Origin of the sequence: Pseudobythopirellula maris (assembly GCF_007859945.1) — a bacterium.
GTDB classification, from domain to species: Bacteria; Planctomycetota; Planctomycetia; order Pirellulales; family Lacipirellulaceae; genus Pseudobythopirellula; species Pseudobythopirellula maris.
Map to the genome: position 1 here is coordinate 141,480 of NZ_SJPQ01000004.1, position 23,375 is coordinate 164,854.

At 62.6% G+C, this 23,375-nt stretch carries 13 protein-coding genes, 1 tRNA gene and 1 pseudogene; 9 read left to right on the forward strand and 6 right to left on the reverse strand.

Annotation, left to right across the window (positions count from 1 at the left end; all coding sequences use genetic code 11):
- Nucleotides 1-156 precede the first annotated feature (156 nt).
- From Mal64_RS16840 to Mal64_RS16850, 3 genes are all read left to right on the forward strand, one after another.
- The gene (locus Mal64_RS16840) at nucleotides 157-2,781 is read left to right on the forward strand and encodes an alpha-L-rhamnosidase (protein ID WP_146402466.1); all 2,625 of its coding nucleotides are present in this window, start codon (nucleotides 157-159) and stop codon (nucleotides 2,779-2,781) included.
- 743 nt (nucleotides 2,782-3,524) lie between these two features.
- The gene (locus Mal64_RS16845; protein WP_146402468.1) at nucleotides 3,525-5,114 is read left to right on the forward strand and encodes a glycosyl hydrolase; all 1,590 of its coding nucleotides are present in this window, start codon (nucleotides 3,525-3,527) and stop codon (nucleotides 5,112-5,114) included.
- Nucleotides 5,115-5,825: 711 nt separating this feature from the next.
- On the forward strand, nucleotides 5,826-6,302 hold the full coding sequence (locus Mal64_RS16850) for a hypothetical protein (protein WP_146402471.1): 477 nt from the start codon (nucleotides 5,826-5,828) through the stop codon (nucleotides 6,300-6,302).
- 49 nt (nucleotides 6,303-6,351) lie between these two features.
- Here the strand turns inward: Mal64_RS16850 and Mal64_RS16855 are convergent, their stop codons facing one another.
- Both Mal64_RS16855 and Mal64_RS16860 read right to left on the reverse strand, forming a co-directional pair.
- On the reverse strand, nucleotides 6,352-6,708 hold the full coding sequence (locus Mal64_RS16855; protein ID WP_146402474.1) for a TraR/DksA family transcriptional regulator: 357 nt from the start codon (nucleotides 6,706-6,708) through the stop codon (nucleotides 6,352-6,354).
- Nucleotides 6,709-6,804: 96 nt separating this feature from the next.
- On the reverse strand, nucleotides 6,805-7,086 hold the full coding sequence (locus Mal64_RS16860; RefSeq protein ID WP_146402477.1) for a hypothetical protein: 282 nt from the start codon (nucleotides 7,084-7,086) through the stop codon (nucleotides 6,805-6,807).
- A gap of 414 nt (nucleotides 7,087-7,500) precedes the next feature.
- Here Mal64_RS16860 and Mal64_RS16865 point away from each other — a divergent pair, with 414 nt between their 5' ends.
- Together Mal64_RS16865 and Mal64_RS16870 are read left to right on the forward strand one after the other, a co-directional pair.
- A complete protein-coding gene (locus Mal64_RS16865; RefSeq protein WP_146402479.1) occupies nucleotides 7,501-8,607 on the forward strand; it encodes a sodium:calcium antiporter in 1,107 nt (368 codons plus the stop codon).
- Nucleotides 8,608-8,827: 220 nt separating this feature from the next.
- Nucleotides 8,828-8,901, forward strand: a tRNA-Arg gene (locus tag Mal64_RS16870).
- Between the two features lie 290 nt (nucleotides 8,902-9,191).
- Here Mal64_RS16870 and Mal64_RS20475 read toward each other — a convergent pair.
- From Mal64_RS20475 to Mal64_RS16890, 4 genes and pseudogenes are all read right to left on the reverse strand, one after another.
- Nucleotides 9,192-10,313: pseudogene (locus tag Mal64_RS20475) on the reverse strand (tyrosine-type recombinase/integrase); the annotation flags it as partial.
- A gap of 114 nt (nucleotides 10,314-10,427) precedes the next feature.
- A complete protein-coding gene (locus Mal64_RS16880; protein ID WP_146402482.1) occupies nucleotides 10,428-12,815 on the reverse strand; it encodes a DUF3987 domain-containing protein in 2,388 nt (795 codons plus the stop codon).
- Nucleotides 12,812-13,045 carry a helix-turn-helix domain-containing protein gene (locus Mal64_RS16885; protein ID WP_146402484.1) on the reverse strand — a complete coding sequence of 78 codons (234 nt, stop codon included), beginning with the start codon at nucleotides 13,043-13,045 and terminating at the stop codon, nucleotides 12,812-12,814. Before Mal64_RS16885 ends, Mal64_RS16880 begins: the two co-directional genes overlap by 4 nt.
- Nucleotides 13,046-13,168: 123 nt before the next feature.
- Nucleotides 13,169-14,518 carry a hypothetical protein gene (locus Mal64_RS16890; protein ID WP_146402486.1) on the reverse strand — a complete coding sequence of 450 codons (1,350 nt, stop codon included), beginning with the start codon at nucleotides 14,516-14,518 and terminating at the stop codon, nucleotides 13,169-13,171.
- A gap of 130 nt (nucleotides 14,519-14,648) precedes the next feature.
- Between Mal64_RS16890 and Mal64_RS16895 the strand changes: the two genes are divergently transcribed.
- From Mal64_RS16895 to Mal64_RS16910, 4 genes are all read left to right on the forward strand, one after another.
- Nucleotides 14,649-17,726, forward strand: coding sequence for a BPTD_3080 family restriction endonuclease (locus tag Mal64_RS16895; RefSeq protein WP_146402488.1), 3,078 nt, complete (start codon nucleotides 14,649-14,651; stop codon nucleotides 17,724-17,726).
- A complete protein-coding gene (locus tag Mal64_RS16900; RefSeq protein WP_197525841.1) occupies nucleotides 17,719-19,533 on the forward strand; it encodes a GmrSD restriction endonuclease domain-containing protein in 1,815 nt (604 codons plus the stop codon). Before Mal64_RS16895 ends, Mal64_RS16900 begins: the two co-directional genes overlap by 8 nt.
- 101 nt (nucleotides 19,534-19,634) lie before the next feature.
- The gene (locus Mal64_RS16905; RefSeq protein ID WP_231993820.1) at nucleotides 19,635-22,430 is read left to right on the forward strand and encodes a site-specific DNA-methyltransferase; all 2,796 of its coding nucleotides are present in this window, start codon (nucleotides 19,635-19,637) and stop codon (nucleotides 22,428-22,430) included.
- A gap of 45 nt (nucleotides 22,431-22,475) precedes the next feature.
- Nucleotides 22,476-23,303 (forward strand): hypothetical protein, encoded by an 828-nt coding sequence (locus Mal64_RS16910; protein ID WP_146402494.1) that lies wholly within the window; start codon nucleotides 22,476-22,478, stop codon nucleotides 23,301-23,303.
- Nucleotides 23,304-23,375: the final 72 nt, after the last annotated feature.

Below are 23,375 nucleotides of genomic sequence, written 5' to 3' on the forward strand. Positions count from 1 at the left end.
CCCGTCCCGTCGGGCGCCATGTGCGCCGTTTTGTGGGGCGGCGTGCAGACCTGGCGGTCGATCCTCATTACGCTCGGGGGGTCTCGCGCCGCGTTCGGCGCTCGTTTTTCTACGCTGCTTCTCAATCACGCTTATCAACTCCTCGGGCGATCTTTCATGCAACGGCTATGTCCTTCTTTCTTGCGCCCCGCTTTCTTGCTCGTCGTGGCGACGTTCCTGGCCGCCTGCGGGGCCGGTGATGCGTACGCCCAGCCCGCCCACTCGCTCACGGTGGGCGAAGGGTTTGTCAGCCCGCTCGGCTTCCACGACGCCACGCCGCGGTTCTCATGGAAGCTGCCCGCGGGCGCCGAACGGCAAACCGCTTACCGCCTAGAGGTCGTCGCCGATGGCGACCGCTGGGAGAGTGGTTGGGTCGAGTCGCCGCGATCGGTCTTCGTCGAGTACGGCGGCCGGCCGCTCCGTTCGGGCGAGCGGGTGCGATGGCGGGTGCAGGTGCGCGACGAGCAAGGCGAAGAGCGCCCCTGGAGTGAGCGGGCCGAGCTGGAGACCGGGCTGCTCTCCGCGGAGGATTGGCAAGCACATTGGATCCACCCGGCGGGGGAGATCGACCCCCATCAAGAGCGCGTCGCCTGGCTGCGGCGTGTCGTTTCGCTGGGGGGCGAGGTCGCCCGCGCGAGGCTGCACGTCACGGCGCGAGGCGTCTTTCAGGTGGAGATCAACGGCGAGCGTGTCGGCCGCGACCACTTCGCCAACGGCTGGACCTCCTACGAGAAGCGGCTCGACACACTGACTTACGATGTGACCGAGCAGCTGCGCTCGGGAGAGAACACACTGCGGGCGATGCTCGGCACGGGCTGGTACGCGGGCAAGCTCGGCTGGCGGAACAAGGTCGCCCATTACGGCCGGCGGCCCGAGTTCCTCTGCCAGCTGGAGATCGAGCTGGCGGACGGCAAGGAGCTGACGGTCGTCTCGGACGGCGAGTGGCAGGGGACCTACGACGGGCCGGTACTGAGCTCCAGCCTGTACGACGGCGAGCGGCACGACGCCCGGCGGGCGGTCGAGGGGTGGGCGCCGGTCGTGGCGAACGCCGAGCTCGGCCCGGCGCGGCTCACCCCCAAGCCGCTGGCGCCGGTCCGAGTGGTCGAGGAGCTCTCGCCCCAACAGATCACCGAGCCGGCCCCCGGCAAGTTCGTCTTTGACCTGGGGCAGAACATGGTCGGCTGCGCGCGGATCAGCGTGCCGACCGAGCAGGGCGAGACCATCACGCTGCGGACCTCCGAGATGCTCAAGGCCGACGGCACGCTCTACACCGAGGCGTACCGCACGGCCGAGTCGACCGACCGCTACACGGCCGCCGAGACGGGCCGCATCGAGTGGCGCCCCTCGTTCACGTTCCACGGTTTCCGCTACGTCGAGCTGAGCGGCTTGCCCGCGGGCGCCGAGCCCCAGGCCTCGTGGGTGAGCGGCCTGGTGATGCACAGCGACCTCGATCGGGTCGGCCGCTTCGACTCGTCGCACGCCAAATTGAACCAGCTGCAGAGCAACATCGTTTGGGGCCAGCGCGGCAACTTCCTCGACATCCCGACCGACTGCCCGCAGCGCGACGAGCGGCTCGGCTGGACCGGCGACGCCCAGGTTTTCTGCCCGACCTCGATGTTCAACTACGACAGCCACGCCTTCTGGAAGAGCTGGCTCGGCTCGATGCGAGACGACCAGTTCGACGACGGCCGCATCCCGCACGTCGTACCCGACGTGCTCGGCAATGGGGGCAGCCCCGGCTGGATGGACGCCGCCGTCGTCATCCCCTGGGAGGTCTACGTCCGCACCGGCGACACCGAGCTGCTGGCCGACAATTTACCCATGATGGAGCGGCTCGTCGGCTGGTACCGCTCGCAGTCGACCGACGGGCGGATCACCGAGATCAAGTCTTACGGCGATTGGCTGCAGCCCTACTCCGAGAGCAACAAGGGCGACACGCCGGCGGCGTTGATCGGCACGGCCTACTACGCCCGCTGCGCCGACCTGCTGTCGCGGGCCGCCAAGATCGTCGGCCGCGACGACCTCGCCCGCCGCTACGCCGACGAGGCCGACCGGGTCAAAGCGGCCTTCGCCGGGCATTACTTCGACTCGGAGGGGACGCTGCAGAACGCCCCGCCCACGCAAACGGCTTACCTGCTCGCCATCGCCTTTGAGCTCATCCCCAGCGAGCTGCACGGCCGGGCGGCGGAGCACGTGGTGCGTTTGGTCGGCGAGGCCGACGGCCACCTCCGGACCGGGTTCCTGGGGACCCCGCTGCTGGTCCGCACACTCGAAGAGCAGGGCTACCCGGAGCTCGCCTACGAGCTGCTGCTCAAGGAGAGCTACCCGTCGTGGTTCTACTCGATCAACCAAGGCGCCACGACCATGTGGGAGCGGTGGAACAGCTACAGCCACGCGGACGGTTTTGGGAACGTGTCGATGAACTCGTTCAACCACTACGCTTACGGGGCGATCGGCCAATGGATGTACGAGCGGGTTGCCGGCCTGGCGCCCGACCCCGCGCACCCGGGCTACAAGCACTTTTTCGTCCGGCCGCTTGTCGACGGCTCGCTCGAATCGGCTGGCGTCGAGCTGGAAACGGCGTACGGCCTAGCGGCGAGCTCGTGGCAAAAAGAGGGCGGCCGCGTAACGATGCGAGTCGTGACGCCGCCCAACACGACCGCTACGATCGAGTTCCCCACCGATCGGGCGAGCGAAACGGTCGGCCCTGGCGAGCACGAGTTTGAGCTGGAGCTCGAGTGATCGGACGCACCGGGTACCAGCCCATCGGGTAGCCCAGCTTCTTGAAGCTGGGTCGCCGCAGGCGACAAGAAGCCATTCTAGGGGCGCCGCGCCACGAGTCGGGTGAGCCATTGGTGATGCTTCTTGCGGCTTCGCCGCCCAGGTTCAAGAACCTGGGCTACCCAATCAATTGAGTATCTGGACGCACTGGGTATCGGGTACTCCGCAGGACGCCAGAGTAAAGGGTAGCCCATCGGGTAGCCCAGCTTCTTGAAGCTGGGTCGCCGCAGGCGCCAAGAAGCCATTCGAGGAGCGCCACGCCACGAGATGGGTGAGCCGTTGGTGATGCTTCTTGCGGCTTCGCCGCCCAGGTTCAAGAACCTGGGCTACCCAATCAATTGAGTAACTGGACGCACTGGGTATCGGGTACTCCGCAGGACGCCAGAGTAAAGGGTAGCCCATCGGGTAGCCCAGCTTCTTGAAGCTGGGTCGCCGCAGGCGACAAGAAGCCATTCGAGGAGCGCCGCGTCACGAGTCGGGTGAGCCATTGGTGATGCTTCTTGCGGCTTCGCCGCCCAGGTTCAAGAACCTGGGCTATCCGGTTGATGAAAAAGTTTGGTGATCCGTTGGGTTCGTTTTTCGTAGACCCGCATGAGGTGGGGGGCGGTGCGACGCCCGCCGAACCGCGGTCGATCTCGTCGGCGCGACTAGCTAGACTGGGGGGCTTACCACCCCCCGCGCTCCCCACCAGTGATCAGTCCACCGTGTTCACCGAGGCCGAAGGCACCCGCAAGGCGATCGGCGACGTCGACGTCTTTTACCACGAGGGCCTCTACCACCTGTTTCACCTGGTTCTGCCGAACCACGACTTCATCGCCCACGCGGTGAGCACCGACGCGATCAACTGGCGGCGGGTGAACAACGCCCTGTTTATCGGCGACCCCGGGTCGTGGGACGACCTGATGCTGTGGACCATGGCCGTGTCGCCCGACCCGCACGTGAAGGGGCGCTGGCGGATGTTCTACACCGGGCTCTCGCGCCGCGAGCAGGGGAACATCCAGCGGATCGGCCTCGCCGTGAGCGACGATCTCTATCACTGGCAGAAGACGCCGGTCGACTGGACCGACCACCGCGGGCCGAACGACCCGGAGCTGGTGCTCAAGGCTCGGGAGCTCGCCCTGGAGCAGCCGACCAGCTGCCGCCACGCGAAGATCGATCCCGAGAGCAACTTCCCGTTGGAGGCCGACCCCGCTTACTACGAGTCGTCGCTCGACGAGGGGCGTGAGTGGGTCAGCTTCCGCGACCCGTACTACTACCGCGAAGGGGGCCGCGGCTGGCTGATCATGGCCGCCCGCATGAAGGAGGGGCCGGTCGTGCGACGCGGCTGCGTGGGGCAAATGGAAGAGACGTCGCCGGGCAAGTTCACCCCGCAGCCCGCGCTGCACCACCCGGGGCTGTACGACGACGTCGAGGTGCCGAACCTGCTGAAGATCGAGGGCGAGTACTACCTGATCGGCTCGCTCAGAGAAGACGCCAAGATCCGCTACTGGCACACCGACCGCATCGGCTCGCCGTGGCGGAGCTACCACGACAACGTGCTGTTGGCCCAGGGCAACTACGCGGGGCGCATCTGCCAGGACGAGCACGGCTGGCTGATGTGGAACTTCTTCACGCTGGGGGGGCCCGACCGCACGACGCACAACATGATGCCGCCGCCCAAGCGGCTGGTGCGGACCGAGGGGGGGCTGCTGCGCGCCAACACGTTCGAGGGCCTCGACCGCTGGGTCGGCGAGCGGGTCGAGACCCGCTGCGTGCGGCCGCTGCGCCAGGACGCCTCGACCGACGAGCATTGCTCGGTCGACGGGAACGAGTTGGACCTCTCCTGCGAGGCGGGCTTCCAGGCGTTCGTGTTCGACGGCGTGATGTCGTCGGCCCGGCTGCGGGCGAAGATCGACCTGGAGGGCCTGGGCAAGTGCGGCTTGGTCTTCCGTGTCGACCCCGAGACGCACGACGGCTACTACCTGTCGCTCGACTTGCTCAAAGGCGTGGCGCAGCTCCGCGCCTGGCGGACCGGCCCGCCCGGCAGCGGCGAGCACATGATGCAGTTCCAGGCCCTGCAAGGGGGCAACTGGCACGTCGAGACGCCCGGCGAGGCGGAGATGCAGCTGATCGCCTTTGGCAACTACCTGGAGCTCTCGGTCGACGGCCGGGTGATCCTCACCCTGGCCGACGGCACGTTCGAGGAGGGCTGCTTCGGCGTCTACCTCGAGTCGGCGAAGATGCGCTTGCACGACGTCGAACTGCGGCGGATGCGCGAGCCGAAGCAATCGACCGAGCATCTGGTGACCGGCTGAGCCACGACAGGGCAGGGCAGGGCAGGCAGGGCGGGGATCGGCCTGTTGATTCCTCCCGCGGACTTTAGCTCTGGACATTGCACTCTTATCGCGGACTTCCTGCTCTGCGCAAACTTAATAGGCTGGGCAAGGTGGCGTCCCCCGCGGGCGGGTTTTCCCTCGCCGGCTGGCGCTTTGGGCCGTTGCTCTTCTTCTGTCCCGGCTGGTAGTGGGGCGATCAGCGGGCTGCTTTGTGGATGACCGAATGGCCGGGCGGCGAGCGGGCCGCCGACAGGATCGTTGGGTGGCCCACGATGCATTCTATTGAAATCTTGTCAGCAGCTTTCGTCGCGGGCGACTCTCGACGGCACGCAAGACAAGGCTTTTTGTCGGGCTTTGCGACTCAAGGCTCAGAGATCATGGCCGCTAGCGGGCAGTGATCGGCCGATTTCGTTCTGTCGGGGGACGGTGTGGCGCCGCGATTGCTTTACAGCTTTCAGAGTCGCTCCGCGCGAGTGCGGGGGGCCGCCCTCTCTTCTCTCTAATCGGAACAGCTGCATCTCCCCCAAGAACTGCCCACGAAGTCCCGGAACAATACTCCCCGTTACCACCGCCCCCGTTTCGGGCCTCTCTGTGTAGACGGGTGTCGAGCACAAAGTCCCAGCGATCCGTACGGATGCGGCAGTGGTCGGCGTCCCACCCCAAGACCTTCCCAACGGAGGGATACTCCCCATGATCGATTCATCCACGCTACCGCCCACGCTCCTTTCGGATCGACCCACCGCTCGACCCACCACCCTGCGGCGCCACACCGACACCCGCCTGCACACCGTGCTGAGAGGCAACGCTTTGCCGCTGGGCGACGCGTTTGAACTCGTGCCGCTCAAGCTCAGCAGCCGCCGCGAAGAGGTGGTCTTTGCTATCCGCTCACGGCCCGGCCGTGATGGCCAGAAGAGCTCGGCTACGATCGACTGCCCCGGACACTACGTGTCGGGCCGCGACGGGCGTTTCTTGCTGCTGGAGAGGAAGGCGGGTAAGTCGTTCCTCGTGAACCAGCGGTACCGCGTGCAGGTGCTGCGTGTGCTCTCGCACAGCGTGCGGATCGTGGTCGACGACGAGCGCGGCCGCCGCGATCAAGACTTCCAGTGCAACGCTAGCTACGGCGCCAGCGACTGGCGCCCGCGGCGCGGCGGCTCGGGCATCGCCTGAGCAGCCGGCCGCTGAGCGGGCTCTAGATTCTGAACTACTGAGAAGAGCTTCAGCCGGTAGCCTCTTGCTCGCACGCGATGCAGTGTGCGGCGTACGGCACGGCGTCGAGGCGCTCTGCGGATATCTCTTCACCGCAGCGCGTGCAGCGGCCATACTCGCCCGCTTCGATCCGAGCGAGCGCCTCCTCGGTCTGCTGCAGAATCAGACGGTGCGAAGCGACTTCTTGCAACCGCATCGCGGCCCCCTCGGAGTCGTGGTCGCCGGGGTGGCTCGGGGCGCTCACGCGGTCGCCCGGCGTGTTGACGCACTGGGCCGATTCTTCCCGCAGCCTGGTCAGCTCACGATTGAGCCGCAGCAGATCACGCTCCAAGTGTGTGCGTTGGTCTTCGATTTGAGTTGTGGTCATGGTGTTGATCTCTTTGTGGTGGGTTCGATTTCTGGGGATGAGCGCCGCCCTGAGCCGCGATCGACGCGGATGCGCCGACCGCGGCGGGGGCTAGGTTCACCGCCAGTTGCGATAGCGGTAGCGCTGCCCGAAGATCGGCGTGCGGTAGTTGTCGCGCAGGATGCCGCGACGGTAGGGACGCACGCCCCGGTAGCGATAAGGGGAGTAGTCGCGGTAGCCGCCACGTCCGAGGTAGTTTCCACGTCCGTAGTAGGGAGACCCGGCGCCCCACGTAACGCTCACACCCGGGCCGGGGGAGTAGCGGAAAGCCTGTGCTTGCGCCCGTTCAGTGACGCAAGCGAACAACGCGGCCATTGAGAAGACAAGGGCCGTGGCCATGGTGGGTAGGAGTCGAGAAGTCTTCATCATCAAGGGTTCCTTGCTTTGTTGATTGCCTTAAGGCGTTCATCGGGAATTAAATGGGGTTTGTCGATTGACTGAGGCAGCAAACAGCGCGCCGGCGCGTGGAGCGACCACCCGTTCGCAGTCACCCGTCGGCAGCGCGAGCGAATACGCAAACCAACTCCCGCGTCTCAGCCCTCGTGCATGGGGCGGGGCGGACCACTCTGGGCGCTGAGCCACTAGACAGAGCGCGATGGCCCCAAGCGGACCGGTGTCGCCCGCTATAACCGATGAGAGTGCGGGCCTGTGCGACCTGTGGCGCAGTATGTGCCCGCGCTAGAGGCACGCACTCGATAAGCCAGCAATCGCTCGTCGGAGTAGCTGGATAGCTGCCGCTCAGAAAAGGAACCGATGCCCGAGATCGACTTCAAATCGTTTCCTCTCTGGATGAACCTGCTGATCCTCGTTGTTGGCGGGCTCGTCGTCTGGGCCGCAGGATTCAAGCTTTCGAGGCTAGCCGACACGATCTCGTTGCGGACCGGCATGTCGCGGGTGATCGCCGGCGCGCTGTTGCTCGGCGGCGCGACTTCGCTCCCCGAGATCGTCACCACCATGACCGCCGGCGCCCTGGGCAACGCGCCGCTGGCGGTGAACAACTTGTTCGGCGGGGTCGCGATGCAGCTAGCGGTCCTGGCGGTCATCGATTTCTGGAGCGTCCGCGATGGCCCGCTCACGTTCTTCTCACCCGACCCGGTGCTGCTGCTAGCCGGTGTGCTGCTGGTGCTGCAAGTCGCTTTGGCGATCGTGGCGATCGCCGCCGGCGACGTGGCGGTGGTCGCCCATCTCGGTTTCTGGCCCGTGCTGCTGGTGGGGATTTACGGCATGTCGCTGTACTACCTAGACCGCTTCAACACGCGCGAAACCTGGGACGCCGTGCGGCTGCCCGAGCGACCGCAAGAGGCGGGCGCGCAAGACGACCCGGAGCATGTGGAAACTTCAGAAGAACAACAGCACACCAACAAAGGCGACGGCGCAAGCTTGGCTTGGCTGTCCGCCGTGTTCGCGTTGAACTGTCTCCTCGTGCTGCTGGGCGGCGGCGTGGTCACCGCCTCGGCCGACGCCCTGTCGGCTCAAACCGGCATCGGCAGCGGGTTCATCGGGGCGACCTTGGTCGCGGTCACCACGTCGCTCCCCGAGATCAGCACCACCGCCGGTGCGGTGCGGCTGGGGGCGTACACGATGGCGATCGCCAACATCTTCGGCACCAACACCCTGGAGATCGCGCTGCTGCTGCCCGCCGATCTCGCCTACCGCGACGGCCCGGTGATGAACGCCGTGGACAACTCAGCCTTGCTGATGGGCGGCCTGAGCATCGTGATGACAGCGCTTTATCTGTGGGGGCTGCTCGAGCGACGCGACCGCTCGCTGTGGCGCATGGGGGTCGACTCGTGGTGGGTGATGCTCACCTACCTGGCGGGCCTGGGCGTCCTGTACTCGCAATCGGGTGGGGCGGGATAACCCGTTACCTCGCCGAGCAGTCGATCCGCCCAGTCCGTCACGTCTTCTCAGCCGCCACGGATCTCTCTCGATCCCATAGCGTGCCAACCTCTGCGGAACCTATAGTAGTAGTCTCGCCGCGGGCGCCGGCCCGCAGCGGCAAGCGCCCTCCTCTCGGACGCTCCCCGCCAGCACTCCCCCCCGGCGGGAATAGAACGTATAACCCTTCAGACAAAAGCACGCGCCCGTAGCTCAGCTGGATAGAGCAGCGGACTTCTAATCCGCAGGTCGCTGGTTCGAGTCCAGCCGGGCGTGCTTTGGTTTTCTTTGGCGTCGGCTCGCATAGAGCCGCTGAAGCCCTTGTTTTTAAGGGACGAAGGCGCGGCAGACGCAACTAGTGGAACGGCCGGTTCGTCGCACCCTCCGGCGCCACGTCGACCCTTTTCGCGCCCTCTGTGCAGCGCCCTGTGCAGCGCTTCGGGGCGCTCTTCGGCGGGGTGATCTTCCCTCCCCGATGCCCCTGCCGTCTCGGCAGTCATTGGAGGTAGCAAGTCATCGAGCTTGGCGATGGCGGCAGATTCCTGTCCGGGGAACAGGTGGCCGTACCGATTCATCGTGAGGTTAATATCGCCGTGACGCATGATTGTCTGGACCTCCTTCGGGCTCGATCCGGTCTTCGCCAGCCAAGCTCCACAGGTGTGCCGCAGGCTGTGGAAATCGAGTCGCTCGCCCTCGTGGTTCTCGTTGACCAGAAAATCGCTAAGCTCGCGTCGTTGGCGCTCTTTCAGATCGTGCTTCGACTTCGACAGCCACAATTGCCGGACCGCCTCAATATCGGCCCTCAGCATCCTCGCCAGATTTGCCTCGTGCGGCAGGTCGAATACCGGAGACTTGGAGGACTTGGTCGCGATCAGAGACCGCAGGCGGACTGCCAGAGGGGCCCTGACGTGTTGGCGGGCTCCTTTGCCGTTCTTGGTCTTACCGGCGTCACAGACGACACAGGGACTCTCCCCGTCCAGATGAAGGTTCCCAGGCTTGAGGCTACGCAGTTCGTTGGCCCTCAGTCCGGTTTCGATAGCGGCTAAGTACAGCGTGCTGCGTTCGCTAGCTGCCATGCCGTAGCGATCCGGTGCATCAGTCAGATAAGCCTCTAAATGCCGCCATTCCTGGGGGAGCAGCATCCGTCGTCTTAGCCGCCGATCCTTATCCGGGCTGGGCTTCTTCACGCCGGCAAGGGGGTCACGGAGGAGCTTCTGCTGCTCGGCAAGCCACTTGGTGAAGCTACGGATAGCGGTGAGGTGGGCGCCGATCGTCCGCGGTGCTCGGCCTTCACTGCGCAGCTTGCCGGCGTAGCGGTTCACGGAGTCCGGTTCGATGTCGGCAACGACCGTAAATCCTGCAAGATCAGAGATCTGACGGATGAAGCCGATCGTGCTCCGCACGTGTTTATCGGTACGCCCTGCCGCCTGCATCTTCGACTCAAAGTCCGCCAGATGCGATTCGATCGAACGCCGTGACTGATCGGTAATCGCCTCGGCATCGGCGTCGATCACACCATGCCGCCGCTGGGCCGCCTCCGATTCGAGCTTGCGGGCGATCGCCTCGGCGGCCGCCTTGTCGGTTGTCTTCGTGTTGACTGTCCGTCGTTTTCCCGTGTGGTCGTACCACTGGACTATCCAGGGCTTGCCTTTGGCCTTGCGGCCACCGCGCTTGGTGATTGATGCCATTTTGGTTGTACCTTTCGCATTTTATTGTCGCGTGTCGCACTGAGTCGCGCAACCACGCAGACTGTGGTATTTAATTCCTAAGAGAGAATCCGTGAGGCACGCCGCATTGTACGGCTACTGTCGCCCATCGCACCGCGAGTCACTGTCCAAGTCCGATGGCTGGATGTCGTCACAGCCAACTTCATTGAAAACCTTCTCGGCTTCGCTTTCCTGGAGCACAAACCTGCGGGTCGGCCTGCCACCGCTCTCCCCCGGAGGTTGGCTTTTCCAATCGCCATGACCGGATTTTACGAGAACATTCAGCTCCTCTTCGATCTCTGCTGCGGTCGCCTTGCTGCGGACCGATCTGTGCAGTTCACGCACCGTGCACGTTCCACCCAAGGAACGGATGTGATCCATCAACTGCTTCTGTGACCGGTCGGCTTCGTTTGCGTGCAGATCGCCATAGATCCGGCGGGCCTCGTGCTTGAACCACTCCGCCAGCTTGATCCCAGCTACGACGCTCGACTCCTCGACGATCCTGGGGTCGTCGCCACCAAGCGCAGAGTCCTTTACGGCCCACACGGCGTAGTGGATTACGAGAGCAAGTCGTGCGGCGTACCCCTCCAATTTGGACCACGCGGCGGACAGCTCACCGGTCATCGCAGCTTGCTCGTTCGCATGGTTGTTGTAGAACTCGATCCACACCGGCTTCGCCCTATAGGAGAGCGATGCTATCCGGGGCTCCAAATCGCCTCTCTCATTCGCTTCGAAATCTAGCTCGTAGAGTCTATCGAAAAGCCTCTCCATAGCGGCAGTCTTATTTGGGTCGACCTCTTCCTCGGTCCATCTCTTGGGAAGGTGGGGCGGCGACGCAAACAGTAGTCGTGCCGCCATTCCACTTTCCCTGTATTGAGGACTCAAGGCACGACGCAAGACTCCGGGCTGGATGCCCCCGGCAATGCTCACGGCGGCACGTGGGACGAATAGGGTGGGCTTGTCCCCGGTCTTCCGATCGACCATGAGTGAGCGGCCAGCGTGTAACTCGAGCCAACGGGCAGCGTCTCCACCGCTTGCCTGGGAGTAGCGATCGAAGCTATTGAACCACCCCGCGAGTTCATCCCTGGCTACCAGGAGCCCCCGTGGCTGATTCGACAGGAGCCCCGCCAACGCCTCAATCGTCAGGTCGTCGGCAACGTACCGTACTGCGATAGGGGCCTCGGGGGCGTCAGGCTGCGGTCCTTCGCCCCCACGCTTCCTCCTATTGGCTTTGTCCGCATCGTAGAAGTCTTTTTTCGCCAAGTACTCGGTGTTGTTTGCGTCGTGATCGGCCATCGCTTGGCTTTGGCGACGTCTGACAGGCCCCAACGCGAGTTCGAACGCCGGGCTCTTCATCGTGCCGGAATCGCCGACGATTGCAGTCCACAGGATTGCGGGCTCGGTCCAGCCTTTCTTTAACTCGATTCGCCGAGAGTTACCGATCGCCGCCGCCATGGCTGTGAGCATTGGCAGGGCGATGTAACTTGTGTCGCAACCGATCGCTTTGGCGCCTTCCACGACAAAACCCTTGACCGGCTCTGGAAGCACTTCGACCGGGAAGGGCTCGAAGACCAGCGGTGGCGTCGATGCCTGTTGCCCCGGTGCATAACGTGCCACGCTGGACGCGATCTGCCTAACTTCCACCGCTTCGAGCGGCGGAAGGCAGCGGGTTTTGTTCTCCGCCAACAGCGCAGCCTCGATCGCCTCAGGCGACATCCCCCGACGACGCATGCTGCCCGCGAGGCTTGCGAGGGTCGAGTTTCTCGACCCTTCAGCGATGGTTTCGCCTCCGGGCGAGTCGTACTCCGATGGCGCCGTGGAGTCGCTCTTCTCGATCAGATCGACCAACCACTCGGGGGGCTCGGCAAACGACGCCTCGTCAGGAGATCGGTCAGTGACCCACTCGTAGCCACCAGACTTGGTCTTGCCGGGGGGGGCCAGCACGTAGCCGCCGTTGGCCCGGATGTCGATTTTGTCGGCGATCTTACCTACCGAGCACCTGAGATCCTTTCCCACAGGCATCCGGAAGTAGTAATGCCGACCGCCCCGTGGTGTCGTGGCCGTCACCGTCGCAGGCAAGCTGCCGTTCTGTGCCTCCAGTTCTTTGAGGGACTCGTCTCCGCCGGGCATGTCGACATCCAGCACCAACACTTCAGAGGTCTCACCTGTCGCGACCGCGACGATGCAGCCGCCCTTAAACTGCCTCTCGAATACTGTCGGGTTTTTGGTAGCGTCCTTAAATCCTTGCGGGGTGGCAGGTTTCTTGTCTCGATTGCAGGGGAACACCGCCAAGCCGTGCTGCTCAGCGTAGTGCCCGGCGGCTGTCGTCGGATTCAGGTCCCGTGCTAAAGAGGCTTTAACGCTACCGAACGTGTCTGACGCTGACGAAACCCCGTCTTTCCCTGGGATTCGAGAGGTTGTGTCAGTGTCGACGGGGTTGGTCGTCCATTTGTCGGCGCTGGGGGTACTTCTTTCTTGGCTCATACCTCACCCCCTTCCGTCTTGGCGGCCACGAAGGCTTGCAGCCCATCGGCCGGGTATCGCACGCTGCGGCCGATGCGAACGTGGGGGATCTCGCCCCCAGCGGTCAGCGACCAGAGCTTGCGGGGGCTGATCGACAAAGCCTTGGCGGCCTGGTCTGCCGTCAGAAGCAACGGCGTCGTGGGGTGGGGAGAGCCAACGCTGTTGGCTGCTGAGATGGTGTCGTGACTCATCGTGTCCTCGTGAGTGAAAGGAATGAAAACCTCAACACCCACAAGTTACACAGCTCAGAAGCGGCTCAGCGGAGTTAGCAGCAGTTGAGCCGCAGTTAGCGGCAGTCCCACGGCATTGCTTGCTCAGGAGGATTGCCGGAGCTCCGAGCAGATTCCTTCGTCAAACCAGTCCGAACGCAAGTCAAAGATATAAGACTGCCTAGTTACCTCAATGCACTTGATTTCTCCGTCCTCGATAAGCTTATTGAGGTACTTAACCCCGCTGTCCGGATTTGTCTTACCTATAAGACACGCAACCCTGCGTTTGGTAACCGGTCTACTCCTGTGCTCTGGCAGGATCACTTCGGCAGTCGCTTGGTCATGCTCTTCGTCCTGCTCGATTGCCTCATCGAGCAGACGCTTGCTCTCACGCTGTTGGTGTTGCGTCGGTCCCGTAGCCGGTTGTCCCGACGGAGCCTGCCCGTCGCAAAGCCTGTCCACGGCTTCAGGAACTCCCTCAAAAAAGAAGGGGTAACCCTTGTTCAGATTAATCAGGGCGTCCCCACCACTGCTCTCTTCAAACTCGAGGAACCAGTAGCTTGTTTCCACAGCCTCCCAGACCACCGCGAGATCATTGCGCTGATCTTCACGGCAGTCGATCAGTTCAAGATCCCCTTGGTTGAGGCGTATCCAAAGGCGTTCGATCAGCTGGCGCACGTCCCAGCGCTTCTCCGGTTCGACCTGCTGCCACTCCTGTTCCCTCAGCCTTTGGCGATGAGCCTGCTGCTCTACCAACTCCTCTTGGCTCAGCGGCGCCCGCTGGGACATCGCTTCATCGGATTCGTCCGGTTCGATATCGTGGTCGTCGGGTGGGCCCAGGTCTTCGGAGTCGATCTCGCAATATCTCTCGATGCAGGTCTCGAGCCGCTTCAGATCACTGCGAATCCATTCGGCTTCGAGTGGGATCAGTCCCATGTTCGAGCTGCTTCTCGGCAACGCCCGCACGCGAGGATCGCTGAGCCAGATGCGTATCGCGTGCAGCACCGCCTCACGCAGAGCTTCCTTCTCCTCCGGTGTTCGGGTTTCGCTGTGGTGGTCGAGGTAACGTTCCCCCCAAGGAAGCGAGACGACCAATCGTCGCTCGTCCGTGATAGAAGCGGTCTGATCTTCAAGCCCGTGACGCTCAACCTCACAGGGCGAGATCGAGTCAACGTAGGCAAGTGACTCTAGGTCGTACCATTCCTCGTCTCCGTTGGCGCCAGCCACCGCTGCGTCTCCTTCGTCGGAGGCGACACGGAACTGCTGCCTCAGCGGCTCGGGCAGACCCAAGTCGACCGCGTGCTGAGCAAGGCTTTCCAGGGAATCGGCGAGCGACTTCGATCGCTGGGTCGGATTCGGGATCTCATCCTCTGAGATAGCGAGGATCTCGATCGCACGCTCAGCCGATCTTCGGTATCGTAGTGCGGCTCTTGTCTCAGGAGTTGATCTTGGCATAGCGCTCGCACCGATTCGGAACATATCGACTGCACTGGGAGTCAAGCAACTCCCGCTGAGTCGCCTAATCTGCTACATAATGCTACTTCATATTGGCGTTGCTTAAGCAGTCCTCTCTTCGTCGTGACGCATGGAAAACCCTTTTTTCGATCAGCCGATTCTCAACTCTCCCTACGAGTACCCAACGAGCCACTGGGAACTTGACGAAGAGGGGCAGCCGACTCAGCAGGTAATCGCGAGCCGTAGGCCCGCCAAATTCGTCACGCCAATCCCCAAGGCTAAGAAACGGAACCGGTCCAAGCAGCGTTCGCTTGAGATGGGCGACGAGGACGTCGATTTCGATGTCTCCACCGCCGAGCAGGAGTACGCCAAGACCGCCCGACTGGTCAACGACATCCGCGCCGAAGTGGACGCCTGGCGGAAGGACCACACGCGCGACAACAATGTCACGCCCGAAACGGCTCGACTGCTAGAACACTGGCGGAACCATCCTTTCAGCAGCGTACGCCCGTTCTTCTGCCAACTCGAGGCGGTCGAGACCGCCATCTGGCTGACCGAGGTCGCCCCCAAGACTGCGCGCGGCAAGGACTTTCTCTCCCGACTCGATGAGGCGAATGACGAGGCCAACCCGGGGCTCAACCGCTTGGCGCTCAAGCTCGCCACCGGCGCCGGCAAGACGACCGTCATGGCGATGCTCATCGCTTGGCAAACGATCAACGCGGTGCGACGACCCGGAAGCAAACGCTTCACGCGTGGCTTCTTGATCGTCGCCCCCGGCCTCACGATCAAGGACCGTCTCCGCGTCCTCCAGCCCAACGACCCTGACAGCTACTACGCCTCTCGCGAGCTGGTCCCCAACGACATGCTGCGCGAGTTGGGCCGGGCGGAAATCGTCATCACCAACTACCACGCCTTCAAGCTCCGCGAGCGGATGGAGCTGGCCAAAGGAACCCGGGCGCTGCTCGAAGGCCGCGAAGAAGAGATGCAAACCCTCGAAACCGAGGGCCAGATGATCCAACGCGTCATGCCCAACCTGATGGGCATCAAGAACGTGATGGTCCTCAACGACGAGGCGCACCACTGCTACCGCGAGAAGCCGGGCGATCCTGTTGAAGATGACGAGCTGGACGCCGACGAGAAGCACGACGCCAAGGAGAATGCCGAAGCGGCCCGCATGTGGATATCGGGATTGGAGGCCGTCAATCGCAAGCTCGGCCTCAATCGCATCGTCGACCTCTCCGCCACGCCGTTCTTCCTTCGCGGGTCGGGTTACGCCGAAGGGACCCTTTTTCCTTGGACGATGACTGACTTCTCGTTGATGGACGCCATCGAGTGCGGCATCGTCAAGCTGCCGCGGGTGCCGGTCGCCGACAACCTACCCGGCGATCAGATGCCGATCTATCGCGACTTGTGGAAGCACATCCGCAAGAAGATGCCCAAGAAAGGACGCGGCACAAAGCAGAGGAAGGGAGAAACGCAGGTCGATCCGCGCAAGCTGCCAGCCGAGCTGATGGCGGCCCTCGACGCCCTCTACGGCCACTACAAGAAGACCTACGCGTCATGGCAAAAGGCCGGCATCGACGTGCCACCATGCTTCATCGTTGTTTGCAGCAACACCTCCGCGTCGAAGCTCATCTACGACTACATCTCCGGGTTCGACCGGCTGACCGAAGAGGGGGAAGTCTCTTACGTTCCCGGGCAGCTCGAACTCTTCCGCAACTACGACGAGTACGGCCAGCCGCTCGCCCGGCCAAACACGCTGCTGATCGACAGCCAGCAACTCGAGTCGGGCGAGGCGCTCGACAAGAACTTTCGTGACGCGGCGTCCAACGAGATCGCCCGGTTCCGTGAGGAAATCATCGAGCGGACCGGAAGTCGCCAGGAAGCCGAGAACCTATCCGAGTCCGACCTGCTTCGCGAGGTGATGAATACCGTAGGCAAGAAGGACCGGCTCGGCGAACAGATCCGCTGCGTCGTCTCGGTCTCGATGCTCACCGAGGGCTGGGACACCAACACCGTGACCCACGTCCTAGGCGTTCGGGCCTTCAAGACCCAGCTGCTCTGCGAGCAAGTCATCGGCCGGGCCCTGCGGCGGCAGAACTACGAGATCAACGAGCAGGGGCTGTTTGACGTCGAGTATGCCGACATCCTCGGCATCCCATTCGACTTCACCGCGAAGCCGGTTGTCACGAAGCCGACGCCGCCACGCCCGACGGTTCGGGTGCAAGCGGTCCGCCCGCAGCGCGACGTATGCGAAATCCGCTTTCCTCGGGTTGAGGGCTACCGCATCGACCTGCCGAGTGAGGAACTCGATGTCGAGTTCACGGCCGAGTCGATCCTCGAACTCTCGACCGATTTGATTGGTCCGACTGAGGCCCGCAACCAAGGCATAATCGGCAAACCCGTCGATCTCAACCTGATCCATACCGGGAAGGTGCGGGCCAAGACGATCGCGTTCGAGCTTGCCCAGCAGCTTCTCGAAACGCGTTTCCGTGACGCCAACGAAGACCCCAAACAGCACCTCTACTTTCCATTGGTTCGCGTCTGCGAAAAGTGGATCGATCAGTGCCTCAAGTGCCGCGCAGGCACGTTCCCCGCCCAGCTCAAGTACCGGCCGATCGCTGAGATGGCGTGCGAGCGTATCTACGCCGCCATCACGACCCGTTTTGCCGATGAGCGGCCGGTGACGGCGATCCTCGATCCCTACAACCCAACCGGTTCGACGGCTCACGTCGGCTTCAACACGTCGGCTTCTCAATTGTGGGAGACAGACTCGCGACGATGCCACATCAACTACGCTGTGCTCGATAGCAGCTGGGAGGGCGAGTTCTGCCGCCTTGCCGAGCAGCACCCTCGGGTGTACGCCTACGTCAAGAACCACAACATGGGGTTCGAGGTTCCTTACCGCGACGGCAGTCGGCAGCGACAGTACGTGCCCGACTTCATCTTGCTGGTGGACGACGGCAACGGACGCGATGACCCGCTGCACCTGGTGGTCGAGGTCAAAGGCTACCGTGGCGAGAACGCCAAGGACAAACGCCTGACGATGGACACCTACTGGGTACCCGGCGTCAACAATCTCGGCACGCATGGCCGGTGGGCGTTTCAAGAACTGACCCGCATTCTGGAGATGAGTGGCGACTTCGACGAGCGCCTCGAAGAAGAGTTCCGCAACATGATCGCTGCAACCGGAGACCGTCGTGTTTGACACTTCGAAGATACAACTCAAGCAGCTCTTGGAGGACGCCGAGTCGGGCAAGCTTCAGCTCCCCGATTTTCAGCGCGACTATGTCTGGGGTGATGAAGACGTTCGAGGCTTGATCGCGTCGATCGCCAAGGGATTCCCGATCGGAGCCCTGCTCACATTAGAGGCGGGCGGCGAAGTTTCCTTTCAGCCACGGCTGCTCGCAGGTGTACCCGAGAGCGACGTGGAGCCCGAGCACCTGCTGCTTGACGGTCAGCAACGCGTCACATCGCTCTACCAGTCCCTTTCCTGCAAGGACCCGGTCAAGACGCGGTACCGAAAGAAGAAGACCCTCGACCGTTACTACTACTTGCGGATCGAGGCGGCCCTAGAGGAGTCGGCCGACATCTACGATGCGATCCTCTCAGTGCCTCACGACCGCGTCTTGCGATCGGACTTTGGCAAGAAGATCGATCTCGATGTCTCCACCCGAGAACTGGAATACCAACAGCGGCTCTTCCCGCTGAATCGCTCGCTCGACCCACTAGAGTGGGTGCTAAAGTGGCAGGCCTACGCGCAGGAGAGTGGTGATGACGTGACGGACCTTATGCAGGCATTCAACGACCGGTTCTTGGTGCCGCTTGCAGCGTACAACGTCCCACTTATCAAGCTCGACAAGAGCAACTCACGCGAAGCGATCTGCCTCGTATTCGAGAAGCTCAACATCGGCGGCAAGAAGCTCGACACGTTTGAGCTGCTCACCGCCATCTACGCCGCCAATCAGTTTGACCTGCGCGACGCCTGGAATGGCATCAAGAAGCGGCTTGTCGGCAAGCGCGAAGAGCGAGCCGTATTGAAGCCATTGGAGAACACGGAGTTCCTGCAAACCTGCACGGTTTTGCACACCTGGCGAGTGCGCCGTGAGCGTGAGGCGGCGGGCGTGGCGCCAAGCGACCTCCCACAGATTTCGTGCAAACGCCCCGCAATGCTTGGGCTGCCGCTTGAGGATTTCGAGCGTGACTTGCCGATGGTCGAAGCCGCGTACCGCGAGGCGGCCGAGTTCATGCACCAGCAGAATATTATCGACGAAGATGACACGCCGTACCCCTTGCATACCGTTACGCTCGCCGCGGTGTTTGCCTCGCTCGGTGGAAAGCCGCCGACGATCGCCTCGTACGAAAAACTCGTCCGATGGTTTTGGTGCGGCGCTCTCGGCGAAGTCTACGGCAGCGGCGGCGAAACGCGGATGGCGGTTGACTTGCCGCAACTGGTCGCTTGGCTACGTGGCGAGGGGGGGCCGCCGAAGACGGTCGAAGACGCCATCTTTCAGCAGAATCGGCTTTGGTCGCTCCGAGGGAAAATGTCTGCCGCGTACAAGGCGATCCATGCCCTGCTGATGCGGAATGGCTGTCGCGATTTCATCACCGGTAAACCCACCGACTTGATGACTTACCACCAATCGAAGATCGACATTCATCACGTATTCCCCCGCGCGTGGTGCATACGCCAACAGATCCCCAAGACGCGGTTCAACAGCATCCTCAATAAGACCCCGCTTTCAAAACGATCCAACCAGATCATTGGTGGGGCCGCCCCATCGATTTATCTACGGAAGATCGAGAGCGAAACGGGACTTTCGACAGAGCAGCTCGACGAGGTACTCCGCAGCCACCTTATCGAGCCCCAGCATCTCCGTAACGACGACTTCGAAGCTTTCGTCGCCTCTCGCGTCGACGCCCTTTCCGGCCTCGTGTCGGACGCGATGGGCAAACCGGTGGTTCTGGGCGCCCCAGACTCCGCAGCCAGCCTCGACGAAGACGAAAACGAATAACACCGGAATAGATCGCCACGATGGCTAAAAAACGCACCACCAAGAAGAAGACCAAGAAGACGGTCGAGGCGCTGACGCACCCCTCCAGCAAGCGGAAGAACTTGCCGTCGGCCGAGCACGAGCCGGTGATGGCGGCGGAGGACCGCGCGCCGGTGCGGGTGGCCATCGAGCGGCGTGATCCGGACCTCGATCCGCAGCTTGTTTGGCGGGGCAAGTTTGATGGGGACGAATCGAAGCTCGAGGTCCAGGCGCCGCCGGTCTACATCCAGGAGCGGGTCCACCCCAAAGCGCTCGTCGACGACCTGCTGCGCGAATCGACAAAGCGGGAGAAGAAGCAGGAACAGGATGAGCTGGAACGGGGCGACCGCGAGCCGCTGCTGTTTGCGGACATGTACGAGGACTTCAACGGGGTGCCCGAGGAAGCCAAGGGGGCCGAGTTCTACCAGCACGACGCCAACTGGACCAATCGGCTGATCCTCGGCGACTCGCTCCAGGTGATGGCTTCCTTGGCGGAACGCGAGGGCCTCCGCGGCCAGGTGCAGTGCATCTACTTCGACCCACCTTACGGCATCAAGTTCAACAGCAACTTTCAGTGGTCCACCACCTCCCGCGACGTCAAGGACGGCAAGGCCGACCACATCACCCGCGAGCCGGAGCAGGTCAAGGCGTTCCGCGACACGTGGCAGGACGGCATTCACACCTACCTATCCTACCTGCGCGACCGTCTCATCACGGCCCGTGACCTGCTCACCAACTCCGGCTCCCTATTCGCTCAGATCGGCGACGAAAATGTCCACCGTGTTAGGGCTGTGATGGATGAGGTCTTCGGGGAAGATAATTTCGTCTCGCTTGTAACCATGAAGACTACAGGTGGATTAGGTAGTGCAGGCTTAAAGAGCGTCGGAGACTACATACTATGGTATGCCCGAGATAAAGAAGTTATGAAGTTTCGGAAACCGCTTCTGACTAAAGTTCAGGGAGAGGGTTCTTCCACTGGAGCCCGATACAGCGCGGTCTACGATCGTGAAGCAGGGGAGTACCGTACATTAACCAGGCAGGAGCGTGCGGATGCATCTCTGATCCCCCCGTCAGTCAGCACTTTCCGTTATGACAATTTAATTTCGTCTGGATACACTACAACGTGTATTTTTCCGCTTGATTTTGAAGGGCAGACCTTCAAGCCAGGCGGTGGTAGGAGCTGGAAAACCAATCGACAAGGGATGGTCCGTCTAACGAAGGCTGGTCGTCTTGGATGCACTGGAAAGAGTGTTCAGTATCGCCGATTTCTGGATGATTATCCGAGTTACGAAGTCAACAACATTTGGGATGATCTGGCGGTTCGAACTGACAAACAGTATGTAGTAGAAACTTCTACCTCAGCGATAGCCCGCTGCCTTCTGATGGCAACCGATCCTGGCGATCTGGTGTTGGACCCAACGTGCGGGTCGGGGACGTCTGCGTACGTGGCCGAGCAGTGGGGCAGGCGGTGGATCACGATCGACACCTCGCGAGTGAGCCTTGCCCTGGCACGAGCGAGGATCATGGGCGCCCGCTACCCGTACTACCTGCTGGCCGACAGCCCCGAGGGACAGCAGCAAGAAGCGAAGATCAGCCGCACCGAGCCGAGCACCCAGCCTACCTACGGCCGCGTGCGGCAAGGCTTTGTCTACGAGCGGGTGCCGCACATCACGCTTAAGAGCATTGCGAACAACACCGAGATCGATGTCATCTGGGAGCAGTATCAGGGGGAGCTTTCAGCGATCAGCGATCAGCTGTCAGCCGAGCTGAAACTCAAGAAGCCTTGGGAGGAGTGGGAGATCCCCCGCGAGGCGGACGACTCCTGGAGCAAGAAAGCCAAGAAGCTGCACGTCGATTGGTGGAAGCAGCGGATCGCGCGGCAGAAGGAGATCGACGCCAGCATCGCCGCCAAGGCGGACTACGAGTACCTGTACGACAAGCCGTACGAGGACAAGAAGAAGGTCCGCGTCGCCGGCCCGTTCACCGTTGAAAGCCTCAGCCCGCACCGCACCCTGGGGGTCGGCGCCGATGACGAACTGATCGATCCGCTCAAGCTGGGCAAGAAGCGTCGCGGCGGGCAGTCTGACTCGGGCACGTCGCCCGACTTCGTGACCGTCATCCTCGAAAACCTCCGCACCGCCGGCGTGCAGCAGGCAAGCAAGGAAGACCGCATCGAGTTCTTGTCGCTCAAGCCTTGGCCCGGCGAGCACGTTTGCGCCGAGGGGCAGTACGAAGAGTCGGGTGACGACAAGCGAGCCGCCGTGTTCATCGGCCCCGAGTTCGGCACCGTCGCGCGCAGCGATCTGGCCGCCGCGGCAAGAGAAGCAGCCGAGGCAGGCTTCGACGTGCTGATCACCTGCGCCTTCAGCTACGACGCGCACGCAAGCGAGTTCGACAAGCTCGGCGCCCTGCCGGTCTTGAAGGCCCGCATGAACGCTGACCTGCACATGGCGGGCGACCTGGCCAACACCGGCAAGGGTAACCTGTTTGTGATCTTCGGCGAGCCCGACATCGAGATGCTCAGCGTTTCTTCGGACAAGGGGGGCAAGCAGCTCCGCGTGAAGGTCAACGGCGTCGACGTGTTCGACCCCTCCACGGGCGAGGTCCGCAGCGACAACGCTGACGGCATCGCCTGCTGGATGATCGACGACGACTACAACGAAGAGAGCTTCTTCGTCCGCCACGCCTACTTCCTCGGCCAGGGCGATCCGTACAAGAGCCTCAAGACAACGCTCAAGGCCGAGATCGACGCCGAGGCCTGGGCCACCCTCAACAGCGACACCAGCCGCCCCTTCGACAAGCCGAAGAGCGGCCGCATCGCGGTGAAGGTGATCAACCACCTGGGGGACGAGGTGATGAAGGTTTTCCGGGTGGAGTAAGGAGCAGCCATGGCGCGGAAAAAGACAGCGGTATACGCCCACCCGATGGACGAGGGCGAGAAGCTATACCAGCAGCGAGCGCGAATCGCGTTGCCCCTGTTGGTGCGTCAGGCGCTCGCTCAGGAGCAGATCAAGTACGATCCGCTCGCCAAGGAGATGGGGATGCCCAATCCCCGTAACCTCAACTTCGTCCTCGGCAGCGTGGGGGCCACGCTCGAAAAGCTGGGCGCTAGATGGGGCGAGCGGATCCCACCGATTCAGTCGCTCGTGGTCTCGCAAGGTTCGGGGCTTCCCGGGGCAGGGTTCTTCAGCGGTTTCGCGAAGCTGGAGAAGCCCACACGCCAGCAGCTAGAGGCGAAGCTCAAGGAGTACCACGCCGACATATTCGCTTATCCGAAGTGGCTTGAAGTGCTGCCGGCGTTGGGGCTGTCGCTCGCGGAAACCGTACCGAGCGACATGATCGAAGCCGCCCGTGCGTTCCGAGGGGGCCCCGAGAGTGAGCACCACAAGGCCCTCAAGGACTTGGTGTTGAACAACCCCCGGCTGCTGGGCATTCCAGTACGCTCCAAGGGCGAATTGGAATTTGCCTTGCCTTCCGCCGACCGCATCGACGTTTTCTTTACCAGCGGGAGGAAGCAGTTCGGCATCGAGGTCAAGTCGTCGATCTCCGGTGAGCAGGACATCATCCGTGGGTTATTTCAGTGCGTGAAATACCAAGCGGTACTCGACGCGTGGCGGGCCACGGAGCAGATCGTCGCCGATATCCGAGTGATGCTTGTGCTCGATAGACATCTCCCAGCAACGCTAGAAAAGTTGCGGAACACGTTGGGCGTCCGTGTCGAAGAGAACTTTTCAGCCAGAGCGAAGGCGTGAGCAGCGACGAACGCATCATCGACACAAGCATTCCATGCCTGGTGAGCGGCGTCTTGATGACCGGCAAACATT